Origin of the sequence: Kitasatospora sp. NPDC059803 (assembly GCF_042732255.1) — a bacterium.
Classification (GTDB): Bacteria; Actinomycetota; Actinomycetes; order Streptomycetales; family Streptomycetaceae; genus Kitasatospora.
The window spans coordinates 1-14,027 of sequence record NZ_JBHWIJ010000007.1; the positions used below are offsets into that span (position 1 = coordinate 1).

The window sequence follows — 14,027 nt, forward strand, 5'->3', positions numbered from 1 at the left end:
TGGGGGTGACGGGCGGGGCCCGCGCCGGTATCCGGTATTACCGCCGCCGGAGGGATCCTACCCCGCGGCCCGCCGCACCCCCTGGGCCTTGCCCGGCCGGTGGGGGGGGCGGCCGTTTTGTCCCCCGCACCCCTCCCCACCAGGCACGCGACACCCCGCCAGGACCCGTCAGTGAGCGGTCAGTTGGACGTCATCGACCCGTCATCGGGCCTGACTAATTTGCTGCTCAGAGGCCCGATTTCCGGGCACCCCAGGGCGCCCGCACAGGGCACCCGCAAAAACGGAGGAAAACGAGCATGACGACGGTAGCCCCGGAGCGTCTCACCCGGATCCGCGAAATCATCGCCGAGAACATCGACGTGCACACCGAGTTCGCCGACACCGCGCTGTTCGTCGACGAGCTGGGCGCCGACTCGCTGAAGCTCATCGACGTGCTCAGCGCCCTGGAGATGGAGTACTCCATCGTCATCGACATGAACGAGCTGCCGAAGATGGTGAACGTGGAGGCCACGTACCAGGTGACCGCGACGGCCGCCGGCTGGTGATCGGGGCGGGTTCCGGGACCGGAACCCCCGCCCGCAGGCATCCCACTGCTTAAGGAGTCCCATGTCCACCGCACAGTCACCAGCGGCACCCCGCGCCGGCGTGCCCGCCGACCGCCGCCGGGTCGTCCTCACCGGCCTCGGGGCGATCTCCAGCATCGGCACGGGTGTCGAGGAGTACACCGCGGGGCTGCGGGCCGGCCGCTCCGGTGCGCGGCCGATCACCCGGTTCGACACCGAGGGGTTCGGCCAGAACATCGCCTGCGAGGTCCCCGACTTCGAGCCGGAGCGCTGGATCCGCAACGTCCCCCTCGACGACATGGGCCGCGCCGGGCAGTTCGCCGTCGCCGCCGCCCGGATGGCCGTGGAGGACGCCGGGCTCACCGAGGCCGACCTCGGCGAGCGCCAGGCCGTCATCAGCGTCGGCACCACCGACGGCGAGGGGCACGACATCGGCGTGCTGGTCGAGCAGGAGATCGCGGCCGGGGACCCGGAGGGCATGGACCCGGTGCTGTCCCGCCGGATCAACGCCGGCCGGCTCACCACCGTCATCGCCCGCGAGCTGCGGATGCCGAACGTGGAGCCGACCACCATCACCACCGCCTGCGCGGCGGGCAACTACTCGATCGGCTACGGGCTGGACGCGATCCGCTCCGGCGAGGTCGACATCGCCCTGTGCGGCGGCGCCGACGCCGTCTGCCGCAAGGCCTTCGCGCTGTTCAAGCGCTTCGGCGCGCTCACCCCGGACGTGGTCCGCCCGTTCGACAAGAACCGCCAGGGCATCCTGACCGGCGAGGGCGCGGGCATCCTCGTCCTGGAGAGCCTGGAGTCCGCCCTCGCCCGCGGCGCGCACATCTACGCCGAGGTGCTCGGGTACGGCCTCAGCTGCGACGCCGCCCACCCGACCGCGCCGAACCGCGACGGCATCGCGCGCGGCATCCGGCTCGCCCTGGACGACGCCGGGGTCGAGCGGGACGAGATCGACTTCATCTCCGCGCACGGCACCGGCACCAAGGCCAACGACAAGACCGAGTCGGCCGCCATCGTCGACGTGTACGGCGACGCACCGCCGCGCACCGTCGCGGTGAAGTCGATGCTCGGCCACTCGATGGGCGCGGCCAGCGCGCTCGGCGCGATCGCCTGCAGCCTCGCCATCGAGCACCAGTTCATCCCGCCGACCATCAACCACGTGGAGACCGACCCCGACTGCCCGCTGGACGTCGTGCCCAACCAGGCCGTCGACGCGGAGGTCCGGATCGTGGAGAACAACTCCAGCGCCTTCGCCGGCAACAACGCCATCCTGATTCTGGGCACGTACGGAGAGCGAGTCTGACGATGACCACCGCAGCCACCCCGGCGGCCCTGCCGCCGGAGACACTCGTCATCACCGGTTGGTCGGCCGTGTCGCCGTACGGCCTGACCCGCCAGGACTTCGCGTCCGGCGTGCGCGCCGGCGCCAAGACCGCCGTCAAGGCGGACGCCGCGCTCGGCACGCTGCCGTCGCCCGACGTCTGCCTGGTGCCCGGCTTCGACATCAAGGGCCTGCTCGGCCCCACCGGCACCGCCAAGATGGACCGGCTCACCGCGCTGGCCCTGGTCGCCTCCGACGGCCTGCTCAAGGACGCCGACGGCAACCGGGTGGTGGAGACCGACGACCGCACCGGTGTGGTCCTCGGCATCTCGATGGGCAGCCTGGAGAACGTCACCAACTTCCTCAAGCAGTCCTACACCAACGCGCTGCCCTTCCACGTCGACGCCGGCCGCATCCCCTTCGGCAGCCTCAACCACGCCGCCGGCGCCACCGCCATCCGGCACGACCTCAAGGGCCCCAACACCACCGTCGCCGGCGGCCGGGTCAGCGGCCTGCTCGCCCTCAACTACGCGCGGCGCCTGATGGGCCAGGGCCGGGCGACCAAGTACCTGGTCGGCTCGGCCGAGGAGTTCTCCGCCGCGCACGCCTGGATCGAGCACACCGCCGTCGCGGCCGGCGACTCCACTCCGCTGCTCGGCGAGGGCTGCGGCCTGTTCGTCGTCGAGCACGCCGGCACCGCCCAGCGCCCGGCGCTCGCCGCGGTGCTCGCGGTGGAGACCCGCGTCGACATCGACGACGACCCGAAGGCCGCCGTCACCGCGTGCGTGCAGCGCGCCCTGGCCCGCGCCGGCGTCACCGCCGACGAGGTCTGGGCCGCCGTCCCGTGCGCCGCGCCCACCGCGGCCGGCCGGGCCGAGTACGACGCGCTCGCCGCGCTGCTGCCGGCCGAGGCACTGGGCCGGGTCCCGTCCATGGAACTGCTCGGCGACACCAGCGCGGCCTCCGCGTCCTTCCAGATCCAGGCGGTGCTCGGCGTGGCCGAGGCCGACCCGGCGGCCCGGGGCCGGATCGCCCTGGTGTCCGCCGTCGACCGTGACGGCGCGGTGGGCTGCGCCGTCCTGAGACTCTTCGGGGAGCACGCGTGATCGCCCTGGTCAGCGGCGGGTCCCGGGGCATCGGCAAGGCCATCGTGCTGCGCCTGGCCCAGGACGGCTACGACGTCGCCTTCTGCTACCGCTCCAATGCCGAGGCCGCCGAGCAACTCGCCAAGCAGGCAGGCGAGTTCGGCACCCGGATCACGGCCACCCAGTGCGACGTGGCCGACCCGGAGCAGGTCCGCGACTGGTACAACCGCACCGAGCGCGAGGTCGGCCCGGTGGACGCCGCCGTCACCTCGGCCGGCATCACCCGGGACCGCCCGGTCATCCTGATGCCGGAGGACGACTGGAACCAGGTCCTGCGCACCAACCTGGACGGCGTGTACCACGTGTGCCGCGCCGCCGCCTTCGCGATGAGCAAGCGCCGCAGCGGATCTATCGTCAACCTGTCCTCGGTGTCCGGCATCTACGGCAACCTCGGCCAGGCCAACTACGCCGCGTCCAAGGCCGGCATCATCGGCTTCACCAAGTCCCTCGCCAAGGAGACCGGCCCGCGCGGCGTGCGCGCCAACGTGGTCGCGCCGGGCCTGATCGCCACCGACATGGTCGGCGACATGTCCGACGCCGCGGTGGAGCGGATGCTGAAGAACGTCGCCCTCGGCCGGGCCGGCAAGCCCGAGGAGGTGGCCGACCTGGTCTCCTTCCTGGTCTCCGACCGCGCCGCCTACATCAGCGGGTCGGTCTTCGAGATCCACGGCGGCGGCACGTTCTGATGGGAGCACGAATGCAGGGGGCCCAGGGACTGCGCGACCACTACGACGCGATCGTCGTCGGCAGCGGCATCGGCGGCCTGACCACCGCCGGCTACCTGGCGGCCGACGGGCGCAGCGTCCTCGTCCTCGAACAGCACGACATCGCCGGCGGCAACGCGCACGTGTTCCGCCGCCGGCGCAAGTACGAGTTCGACGTCGGCACGCACTACCTCGGCGACTGCGGCCCCGACGGGCACTTCCCGGCGATCCTGGCCGGCCTCGGCGTCCTGGACCGGGTGCGGTTCCGGCCGATGGACAACGAGCAGGGCTTCGACCGGATCATCACGCCCACCGCGACCGTCGACGTGCCGGCCGGCTGGGACGCCTACCGCGACCGGCTGCGGCAGGCCCTGCCCGAGGAGGCCGACCGGATCTCCGGCTTCCTCGAACTCGCCGAGAACGTGGCCGGCTCGACCCGCGCCGGCCTGAACGGCGAGTCCCTGGTCGACCTGTTCCGCAAGTCCCCGCAGACCATGCGCTGGTCCCGCCGCACCTTCGCCGACGCCCTGGGCCACTTCGGCCTCTCCGCCAAGGCGCGCACGCTGCTCGCGGCGCAGGCCGGCAACTACGGCACCATGCCCGACGGCATCAGCCTGGCCCACCACGCCTCGATGATGGACCACTACCTGCGCGGCGCGTACTACCCCGAGGGCGGCGGCCAGGCGATGGTCGCCGCGTTCGTCGAGGCGCTGGAGGCGCACGGCGGCGAACTGCGCACCCGCTGCGACGTCCGCCGCATCCTGGTCGAGAACGGGCGCGCCACCGGCGTCGAACTCACCGACGGGCAGCGGGTCTCGGCCCCGCTGGTCATCTCCAACGCGGACTACCGGCGCACCGTCCTCGACCTGTGCGGCGGCGAGGACGCCTTCCCCGCCGAGGTGGTGGCCCGCACCCGCGCGGCGATCATGCGCGGCTCCTTCGTCTCGGTGTACATCGGGCTCGACACCGAACTGCCGGGCCTGCCCAACGCCAACCTCTGGTGGCACGACAGCGACGACATGGAGGGCGCGCACGCCGCCATGCTGGAGCGGTACGCCCGGGACGGCTCGATGGACTCGGTGCCGGCGCTCACCTTCTCCTTCGCCTCCCTCAAGGACCCGGGCGCCACCGCCGTCTGCCCGCCCGGCCACAGCAACTTCCAGCTCATGACGGGCCTGCCGCCCGGCTACGGGTTCTGGGGCCTGGAGGGCGGCCCGGCCGACGGCGAGCCCTACCGCCGCAACGCCGCCTACCTCGCCCGCAAGCAGCAGCTCACCGAGGTCATGCTGGCCACCGCCGAGAAGGTCATCGGCCCGTTCCGGGAGCGCATCACCCACCTGGAGACGGCCACCCCGCTCACCCACGAGCGCTACATCCGGGCCACCGGCGGCACCCCGTACGGCATGGCCAGCTGGGGCGGCTCCAACCAGCGGCCGGACGTGCGCACCGAGGTCGAGGGCCTGTACGTGGTCGGCCAGAGCGTCCGCTACGGCAGCGGCATCGCCGCGGTCGCGAACAGCGGCATGGCCGCCGCCTCCGACATCATCGGCCGCGGGCTGCTGCGCGAGGTGTTCGGCGGCGCGGTGCTCGGCGATCCCTCCCGGCTGCCCGACCGCGGCCCGGACTGGGACCCGCTGGTGGTCTCGCGCGGGCGGGCGCGGCAGCGCGCCAAGGGCCTGGCCCGCATCGGCTGACCCCTCCTCCCCTCCGTTTCCTCACCCCTCCGATCCGCACCCCTCCGACCAGGAGCACTGTTCCCATGAATCAGGTCCCTCCCTTCGCCGTGGTCTCCGGCGCCCAGGTGCACGAGGCCCTCAACGGGCACGAGGACGAGGTCGTCGCCACGGTCGAGGCCGCGTACCGGCTGCACGGCGAGGGGCAGACGGTCAACCCGGACTCGTACTTCCTGCGCTTCCCCGACCGCCCGTCCTCCCGGATCATCGCGCTGCCGGCCTCGGTCAAGGGCGAGGTCGGCGTGCACGGCATCAAGTGGATCTCCAGCTTCCCGGACAACGTGGCGGCCGGCCTCCCGCGCGCCTCGGCCGTCCTGATCCTCAACGACGCCGAGACCGGCTACCCGTTCGCCTGCCTGGAGAGCTCGATCATCAGCGCGGCGCGCACCGCCGCCTCCGCGGCCCTCGCGGCGGCCCGGCTCGCCGACGCCCGCGGCCAGCGCCCGACCCGGGTCGGCTTCTTCGGCGTCGGCCTGATCGCCCGCTACGTGCACACCTACCTCGCCGCCAACGGCTTCGACTTCACCGCGGCCGGCGTCCACGACCTGTCCGCCGAGCACGCCGAGGGCTTCTCCGACTACCTGCGCCGGGCCGAGGGCGAGGGCGTGGAGATCACCGTCCACGACAAGGCCGAGGACCTGATCCGCTCCAGCGACCTGGTGGTCTTCGCCACCATCGCCGGCGAGCCGCACGTGACGGACCCGCAGTGGTTCTCGCACAACCCGCTGGTGCTGCACGTCTCGCTGCGCGACCTCTCCCCCGAGATCGTCCTCGACTCGTGGAACGTCGTCGACGACATCGAGCACTGCATGAAGGCCGGCACCTCGCCGCACCTGGCCGAACAGCGCGTCGGCCACCGCGAGTTCGTCGCCGGCACGCTCTACGACGTGCTCACCGGCACGATCACCCCGCCGTCCGACCGGCCGGTGGTCTTCTCCCCGTTCGGCCTCGGCGTGCTCGACATGGCCGTCGCCAAGCACGTCCACGACCGCGTCCTCGCGGCCGGGCAGCTGCACACCGTCCCGGACTTCTTCCACGAGCTCAAGCGCTACGGCTGAGCCCTCCCCACCCTGCCCCAGAGGCCCGCCCGCGCTCCCGGCGCCGGCGGGCCTCCGGCCTTTCCCGCCGCCCCGCCCCCTCCGCTGACGGCCAACTGACGGCACGCTGACCGAACGGCCCCACGGCCCCCCGACGCCTTGTCCGCGCCATGGACGGCCGCCCAGAATCACCCGCATGAGATCCTTTGCCAACCTGGCCGAATTCACCGGGGCGACCGGGGAGCACCTCGGCTACAGCGAATGGCTCGACGTCACCCAGCACAGCGTCGACCAGTTCGCCGACGCCACCGGCGACCTCCAGTGGATCCACGTGGACCCGGAGCGCGCCGCCACCGGCCCGTTCGGCGGGACCATCGTCCACGGCTACATGACGCTCGGCCTGCTGCCCGCGATGATGCGCGCGATCTTCGAGATCCACAACGTCAAACTGGGCGTCAACTTCGGCCTGGACAAGGTCCGCTTCCCCCGCCCGATCCCGGTCGGCGCCCGGGTCCGCGGCGGCGCCAAGGTCACCAGCGTCCGCGAGACCCCGATGGGCCACCTGGCCGCGGTCCGGATGACGGTGGAGGTCGAGGGCCAGCAGCACGCGGCCTGCGTGGCGGACACCCTGTCCCTCTTCGTCGCCGCCCCCGACACCGCCGAGGGCGGCTCGGACGGCTTCTGAGCCCACCCGCCGACGTCACCGCCGCCGCCAGGTAGAAGAACCTCCCCCTCCGGTCGTGCAAGAGGGGGGTTATTACTACCGATTCCGGCACGCCGTCCCCGCCAGAATGGTCACACGGCCACCACGGCCGCGGCACAGCGAACGGCACAGAGAGGAGCGGGTCATGGACCGCACGATGAAGCTCGGGGGAAGCCCCTCGGCGGTCGAGATCAGGGGATTCTCCGTCCCCGCCGGATTCACCGGGCTGCGGCGGGCACTGGCCCTCTGCTGGATGTCCGTCGCGGCCTTCGGGCGCTCGCTCGGGGTCACCGGCGCGATCTCCCTCGTCGGCCCCGGCCTCGGCCTGGTGCCGCGGGCCATGGAGCGCGTCCGGGCACTGGCCGCCCGCCAGCGCGGCCTGTCCGAGCGCTGGTCCGGCGTGCAGATCCCCGGCCCGCCCAGCGGCCTGCCGGCCGCCCCCGAGGGCGCCTCGGGGGCCGTCGCCCGCTACCGCTGGATCATGAGCGACCCGCAGACCAAGCGGGAGTTCACCTGGGTGCTCACCGACCCGATCGCCGGCGGCTTCCTCGCCTTCATGCCGATCGCCGTCCTGCTCAGCGGCTTCTGGGGCATCTTCCTGGCCTTCTTCGGCGTCCCGCTGTCGACCCAGTGGGACGGCCTCTGGTACCAGTTCATCCCGATCGACGGCCAGGCCACCGCGGTACTGGCCGGCGTCCTCGGCGTCCTGCAACTGCCGCTGGCCCTGTGGATGGCCCCCCGCGCCGTCCGCAAGCACGCCCTGTACACCCACTCCATGCTCGCCCCCAGCGAGCAGGAACTGATGGCCAGCCGGATCCAGCACCTCACCACCACCCGCAGCACCGCCGTCGACACCCAGATGGCCGAGATCCGACGGATCGAACGCGACCTGCACGACGGCGCCCAGGCCCGCCTGGTCGCGATGGGCATGACCCTGGACGCCGCCGAACACCTGCTGGAGACCAACCCCGAGGCCGTCCGGGCCCTGCTCATCGAGGCCCGCCAGTCCTCCTCCAAGGCCCTGGAGGAGATCCGCAACCTGGTCCGCGGCATCCACCCGCCGGTCCTCGCCGACCGCGGACTCGCCGACGCGGTGCGGGCGCTGGCCATGGTCTGCCCGGTCCCCACCGAGGTCGTCGTGGACCTCCCCGGCCGCCCCGAGATGCCCGTCGAGTCCGCCGCCTACTTCGCGATCTCGGAGATCCTCACCAACGTCGCCAAGCACTCCGGCGCCGACCGGGCCTGGATCGACATCCGTTACGATCACGGCATGCTGCGCATCACCGTGACCGACAGCGGCCGCGGCGGCGCCGACGCCACCCGGGGCACCGGCCTGCGCGGCATCGAGCGACGACTCAGCACGTTCGACGGGGTCCTGGCCGTGAACAGCCCCGTCAACGGCCCGACCATGGTGACGATGGAGCTTCCGTGCGTATTGTCCTCGCCGAAGACCACTTCCTCCTGAGGGACGGCCTGATCCGCCTCCTCCAGGCCTACGGACACGAGGTGGTGGCCGCCGTCGACAACGGTGCCGACCTCCTCGCAGCCCTCACCGAGCAGCAGCCGGACGTCGCGGTCGTCGACGTCCGGCTTCCGCCGAACTTCACCGACGAGGGCCTGCGCGCCGTCCTCACCGCCCGCCGCACCATGCCCGACCTCCCGGTCCTGCTCCTCTCCCAGTACGTCGAACCGCTCTACGCCCGCGAACTCCTCGCCAGCGGCGGCCGCGGCGTCGGCTACATGCTCAAGGACCGCGTCACCAACGGCTCCCAGTTCCTCGACTCGATCCGCCGCGTCGCCGACGGCGGCACCGCGATGGACCCCGACGTCATCTCCCAGCTCCTCGTCCGCAAGGAACGCGACGAGAACGTCGGCAGCCTCACCGACCGCGAACGCGAAGTCCTCGAATGGCTCGCCCAGGGCCGCTCCAACGCCGGCATCGCCCAGGGCCTCTTCATCACCGAGAAGGCCGTCGCCAAGCACATCAGCAACATCTTCACCAAGCTCGGCCTCCTCCCCACCGACGGCGACAACCGCCGCGTCCTCGCCGTCCTCGCCTACCTCGACCAGTGACGTCCGTCCACGGCGAGCAGGCCGTCAGCCGTGGCGGGCGCCCGAGTCCCAGACCCAGGCCGCGATGCCGACCCGGTTGTTCACCTTCAACTTCCGCTGCACGTGGGCCATGTGGGTCTTCACCGTGCCGGCCGAGATGAACAGCGCCTCCGCGATGTCGGCGTTGGTCAGGCCGTCCGCGACCAGCCGCGCGACCTCAAGCTCACGCGGCGTCAACTGCTCGACCTTGGGCGCCTTCTTCTGCTTCGGGCCGGCCAGGCTCCGCAGCAGCCGGGTGGTGATCTGCGGGCTGATCAGCGAGTCTCCCTCGACGGCGGCGCGCACCGCCTCGATCAGCAGCGGCGCACCGGAACGCTTCAGCAGGAAGCCGTACGCGCCCGCCTTCAGTGCCGAGTGGACGTACTCGTCGAGGTCGAAGGTGGTGACGATGACGACCCGTACGCCCGGGCTCTCCTCGGCCAGCCGGCGGGTCAGCTCCAGCCCGTCCATCCGCGGCATCCGAATGTCGGCGAGCAGGACGTCCGGCCGCAGCGTCCGCGCGATCTCGAGCGCCTCGTCACCGTCGCCCGCGACCGCGAGCACCTCCATGTCCGGTTGCAGGTCGAGGATGTGTCGAAAGCCTTCCCGCACGGTTGCCTGGTCGTCAGCGATCACGATGCGTGTCGTCATAGGCTGATCCTCGCACGGGGTAGCATCCGAGCACATGACAAATCAACTGGCCAGGATCGGACGCCCAGTTGGCACGGCGTTACTCGCGGCGGTCGCCATCTCGGTTGCGGTATGGGCGGGTTCACCGGTTTCGGTACTGATCCGGGGCTCGACGACGGTGGCGGTGCTGGCCGCCGCGGTCCTGATCGTGTGGCTGCCGGGGCAACCACGGACCCGGAACCTGGTGACCGTCCCGGCGGCCTGCGCGATCTCGCTGTACGCGACGTTCCGCTACGAGGGCCCCGCCGACAACACCTCGGGGCTCTGGATCCTGGTCGAATCGGTCGCCCTGCTGGTCACCGTCATGCCCGCGGTGCGCGGGTCCGCTCCGGCGGTCGCCGCCCTGCTGGGGCTGCTCCTGCTGGTGACCGCGACCCTGCTGCCGCTGCGGATCGCGCTGACCCTCGACCCGCCGGCCGGGCCGCGCGAGACCATCGGGCTCTGCGTGGTCTGGGGCCTGGCCGCGGTGGCCGCGGTGGGGGCGTCCTGCTACCTGCGCTCACTGGACAGCCGGCGCAGGCTGGCGGTCACGGAGGAGCGGCGCGCCCAACGGCTGCACGTCGCCCGGGATCTGCACGACTTCGCCGCGCACGACGTGACCGGGGTGATGGTGCTGGCGCAGGCGGCCCAGATGCTGGCCAAGGTGTCGCCGGAGAAGGCGCTGGCGCTGCTCCCGCAGATCGAGAACGCCGGCATCCAGGCGCTGAAGTCGATGGACCGGACGATCCGGATCCTCAGCGAGCTGGAAGAGGACCGCCGGCCGGGCCGGGACGGGGACGGGACGGCGGCGGACGATCCCGAGGAAAACACGGCGGCCCGGCCCCACTCGCTGGACGAACTGCCGGACCTGATGAACCGGTTCGAGCACACCGGGATGATCCCGGCCCGGCTCGAACTCTCCCCCGGCGCCGTGGACGGCCTGCCGGAGCTGGTCGACGCCGTCGGCTACCGGGTGGTGATGGAGGCGCTCACCAACGTCCGCCGACACGCCCCCGCCTCGCCCAGGGTGACGGTCACCGCCGAGCGGGTGGCCGACGGCGGCGCCCTGCGGGTCCTGATCCACAACGAGCCGGTTCCGGCCGGCGCCCGGGCGGACGCCGCGGCGGCGGTCGAGCGCGAGGGCGGCGGCACCGGCATCCGGGAGCTGCGTCGGCGGGTCGCGGGGCTGGGCGGCGAGCTCACCGCCGGGGCCTGCGCGAACGGCGGCTGGCAGGTCGCCGTCGTCCTGCCGCTGGACGGCATCCCGGCCGCCCGCGACATCGGCGACGGGGCGGGCGCCCCGGCCGGGCACGCTCGGGGCGCTCTCACCCGTCCGGGCGATCAGTCCTCTCCGGATTGATCGACGTCCCTCACCTGATCGGAGGACGGCAGCCGCAGCGAACCCGCCGCCGCGCCGGCCAGCCCGAGCATCGCCAGGCCGACGGCGCAGCCGAGCATCGCCTGGGTGCCGCTCAGCCACTGCGAGAGCAGCCCTCCCAGGGCCGCGCCGCCGGCCTGCGCGCCGCCGTTGAACAGGTTGGTCGCCGAACTCAGCCGGCCGCGCATGCCGTCCGGGGTGAGCAGGATCTGCTGCGTACCGACGACGGTGTACGCGGTCGGCGCGAGGAAGGCCATGGCGGCCAGGAAGCCGCCCCAGACCAGCGCGCCGCTGGTGACTGACATCAGCGGGACGAGCACCGCGAGCAGCCAGATGATCCCGACCACGGCCTGGTAGGGCGTGATCGAGCGGGAGATCCGCGGCGCCGCGAGCGCGCCGATCAGGCCGCCGACACCGAACATCGCGGCCATCGTGCCGACCTTCCCCGGCGAGGCCCCGTTCTGCTCGGCGGCCACGATGACGACCAGGTAGAGCGCCTGGAACAGCAGGTTGAGGCCGAGCAGCAGCAGGGTGGTCGAGCGCATGAACGGCTGGCGCACCAGGAAGGCGAAGCCGGCCACGATGTCACGCGGGATGGTCGAGATCGGGGAGGGCCTGCGCTCCTGCTTCGGCAGCCGGACGAACAGCAGCGTCACGAAGGCCACCAGGTGGGCGACGGCGTCGGCGAGGAACGGAACGGCCCGCCCCAGGCCGAACAGGAACCCGCCGCCCGAGGTGCCGACCAGCTGCCCGAGGTGCATCCGCGCGGTGTTCACCGAGAGCGCCGTGGGCAGTTGCTCGCGGGTCACCACCAGTGGCAGCGAGGCCCGCTCGGCCGGGTCGAACAGGCTGGTGGCCGCCCCGGCGACGGCCGCGGTGAGCAGCAGCAGCCAGGTGGTGACGTGCCCGGTGGCGGCGGCGAGCGCGAGCAGGCCGAGCATCACCGCCCGGACCAGCACGCAGACCACCATGATCTTCTTGCGGTCCCAGCGGTCCACCAGCGCACCGGCCGGCAGCCCGACGGCCACCTGGGCCACCGCGTTGACCGCGCTCACCGCGCCGGCCACCCCGGGGGAGCCGGTCGTGGCGAGGGCGAGCAGCGGGAAGGCGATGGTGGAGACGTTGAGACCGGTCTCGGAGGCCGTGGTGCCGATCCACAGCAGGTGGTAGACCCGGTTGCGGCGGAGCGGGAGCTCCGGTTCCGTGACGGCCACCGAGCGGTCGGCAGCGGGTGCGAGCTCACTCATCCCCGCACCTCCCGGCACTCGTCGGCGATCGCGCGCAGCACGTCGGCGAACTCCGCGGCCAGCCGCTCCACCGTCCCGTGGTGGTGGACCGACGGGGAGTAGTACCAGGTGAACTCCAACCGTCCGTCGTGGATCCCGCCGACGATCTCCAACACGTGCTCCATCCGGTCGTCCGGACCGAGGTCCTGGCCGATCGCGCCGTGCACGGTGTGCACGAGCCCGCTGCCGGGCCCGCCGTCGCTGCGGTGCCGGCCGAGGAAGTTGAACACCACGTCCGGGTCCGGCCCGGTGAGCACGGTGTCCGGGTGCAGGTGGCGCAGCGGGCCGTGGCCCAGGCCCTTGCCGGGGACAGCACGCAGCTGCCGCCGCACGATGCGGGTGAGGGCCCGCCAGTCGTCGCCCTCGGGGACGGTGAGGCGGACGGGGTGCACCGCGGTGAACCAGCCGACCGTCCGGGACAGGTCGACGTCGTCGAGCAGCCGCTCGCGGCCGTGGCCCTCCAGGTCGACGGTGACCTCGTCCTCGCCGGTCCAGCGGGCCAGCACCCGGGCGAGCGCGGCGAGCGCGATCTCCTCGACCCTGGTGCGGTAGACGGTCGGCGCGTGCTCGGCCAGCTGGGCCGAGTCCTCGGCGCCGAGCCGCACCCGCACCTCCCGGCCGCCGCCCACGGTGGCGACGCCGTCGAGGTCGCGGGGCACCGGCCGGGCGGCGCCGACCCCGTTCCAGTGGTCGAGCTCGTGGTCCAGCGCGCCGGAGCGCACGTGCTCGACCAGGCGGGCGGACCACTCCTGGAAGGTGGTGCTCCGCGGGCCGAGGTCGACCGGCCGCCCGGCCGCCGCCTGGGTGTGGGCCGCGTCCAGGTCGTCCAGCAGGATGTTCCAGGACACGGTGTCGACCACCAGGTGGTGGACCGTCAGGAACAGTCGGTCGCGGCGGCGTCCACCGGACTCGAAGAGGACGGCGGCGAGCAGCGGGCCGCGGTCCAGGTCGAATCCGGCCTGGGTGGCGCGGGCCTCCCGGTCCAGCAGCGCGCCCAGTTCGCCGTCGGGGGTGGCGGAGGTGTCCACCACCCGCAGCAGCGGCTCGCCGGCCCGGTAGGGCGGGTTCTCCTGGGCCCAGCCGTCGACGGTGCGGGTGTAACGCATCCGCAGCGCGTCGTGGTGCTCGACCAGGCTCTCCAGCGCGGCGGTGAGCGCCGCGCGGTCGGCCGGCGCGCCGAGCTCCAGCAGCACCGACTGGTTGAAGTGGTGCGGGTGGTCGTGGGTGTCGAAGAACCAGCGCTGCACCGGGGTCAGCGGGACGGGCCCGACGGCCGGCGGCCGGCCCTCGGCCGCGCGGGCCGCGGGGGCCGGGGGGGCGGGGGGGGGGGCGGCGCCGGGGGGGGGGGGGGGCGTGGGCGGCGGGGGGCGGCGCGCCCCCGGCCGGCG

Annotated in this window: 13 protein-coding genes; 10 read left to right on the forward strand and 3 right to left on the reverse strand. The window is 72.9% G+C overall.

What is annotated here, in order from left to right; all coding sequences use genetic code 11:
• Positions 1-296 precede the first annotated feature (296 nt).
• The 9 genes from ACFV6I_RS02145 (at position 297) to ACFV6I_RS02185 (ending at position 9,288) form a co-directional block, all read left to right on the forward strand.
• Positions 297-545, forward strand: coding sequence for an acyl carrier protein (locus ACFV6I_RS02145; RefSeq protein WP_063348726.1), 249 nt, complete (start codon positions 297-299; stop codon positions 543-545).
• Between the two features lie 61 nt (positions 546-606).
• Positions 607-1,875: a beta-ketoacyl synthase gene (locus ACFV6I_RS02150; protein WP_063348725.1), complete on the forward strand. Its 1,269-nt coding sequence runs from the start codon at positions 607-609 to the stop codon at positions 1,873-1,875.
• Between the two features lie 2 nt (positions 1,876-1,877).
• A complete protein-coding gene (locus ACFV6I_RS02155) occupies positions 1,878-2,999 on the forward strand; it encodes a beta-ketoacyl synthase N-terminal-like domain-containing protein (protein WP_107452908.1) in 1,122 nt (373 codons plus the stop codon).
• Positions 2,996-3,724 (forward strand): 3-oxoacyl-ACP reductase FabG, encoded by a 729-nt coding sequence (gene fabG / locus ACFV6I_RS02160; protein WP_063348724.1) that lies wholly within the window; start codon positions 2,996-2,998, stop codon positions 3,722-3,724. Before ACFV6I_RS02155 ends, fabG begins: the two co-directional genes overlap by 4 nt.
• Before the next feature lie 11 nt (positions 3,725-3,735).
• Positions 3,736-5,436 carry a phytoene desaturase family protein gene (locus tag ACFV6I_RS02165; protein WP_380423295.1) on the forward strand — a complete coding sequence of 567 codons (1,701 nt, stop codon included), beginning with the start codon at positions 3,736-3,738 and terminating at the stop codon, positions 5,434-5,436.
• A 65-nt stretch (positions 5,437-5,501) separates the two neighbouring features.
• Positions 5,502-6,533, forward strand: coding sequence for a 2,3-diaminopropionate biosynthesis protein SbnB (gene sbnB / locus ACFV6I_RS02170; RefSeq protein ID WP_380423296.1), 1,032 nt, complete (start codon positions 5,502-5,504; stop codon positions 6,531-6,533).
• Between the two features lie 175 nt (positions 6,534-6,708).
• Positions 6,709-7,197 carry a MaoC family dehydratase gene (locus tag ACFV6I_RS02175; RefSeq protein ID WP_063348721.1) on the forward strand — a complete coding sequence of 163 codons (489 nt, stop codon included), beginning with the start codon at positions 6,709-6,711 and terminating at the stop codon, positions 7,195-7,197.
• A gap of 163 nt (positions 7,198-7,360) precedes the next feature.
• Positions 7,361-8,680: a histidine kinase gene (locus ACFV6I_RS02180; RefSeq protein WP_063348720.1), complete on the forward strand. Its 1,320-nt coding sequence runs from the start codon at positions 7,361-7,363 to the stop codon at positions 8,678-8,680.
• Positions 8,644-9,288, forward strand: coding sequence for a response regulator transcription factor (locus ACFV6I_RS02185; RefSeq protein ID WP_063348719.1), 645 nt, complete (start codon positions 8,644-8,646; stop codon positions 9,286-9,288). The genes ACFV6I_RS02180 and ACFV6I_RS02185 overlap by 37 nt, the downstream gene beginning before the upstream one ends.
• Before the next feature lie 24 nt (positions 9,289-9,312).
• Here the strand turns inward: ACFV6I_RS02185 and ACFV6I_RS02190 are convergent, their stop codons facing one another.
• The gene (locus tag ACFV6I_RS02190; RefSeq protein ID WP_063348718.1) at positions 9,313-9,957 is read right to left on the reverse strand and encodes a response regulator transcription factor; all 645 of its coding nucleotides are present in this window, start codon (positions 9,955-9,957) and stop codon (positions 9,313-9,315) included.
• A gap of 163 nt (positions 9,958-10,120) precedes the next feature.
• Here ACFV6I_RS02190 and ACFV6I_RS02195 point away from each other — a divergent pair, with 163 nt between their 5' ends.
• On the forward strand, positions 10,121-11,335 hold the full coding sequence (locus ACFV6I_RS02195) for a sensor histidine kinase (protein ID WP_380423297.1): 1,215 nt from the start codon (positions 10,121-10,123) through the stop codon (positions 11,333-11,335).
• Here the strand turns inward: ACFV6I_RS02195 and ACFV6I_RS02200 are convergent.
• Both ACFV6I_RS02200 and ACFV6I_RS02205 read right to left on the reverse strand, forming a co-directional pair.
• Positions 11,317-12,600: an MFS transporter gene (locus ACFV6I_RS02200; RefSeq protein WP_380335702.1), complete on the reverse strand. Its 1,284-nt coding sequence runs from the start codon at positions 12,598-12,600 to the stop codon at positions 11,317-11,319. The two genes, ACFV6I_RS02195 and ACFV6I_RS02200, sit on opposite strands and share 19 nt — an antisense overlap.
• Positions 12,597-14,027, reverse strand: a 1,431-nt coding sequence (locus ACFV6I_RS02205) for a condensation domain-containing protein (RefSeq protein WP_380423298.1), incomplete at its 5' end; no start/stop codon positions are given. The genes ACFV6I_RS02200 and ACFV6I_RS02205, both read right to left, overlap by 4 nt.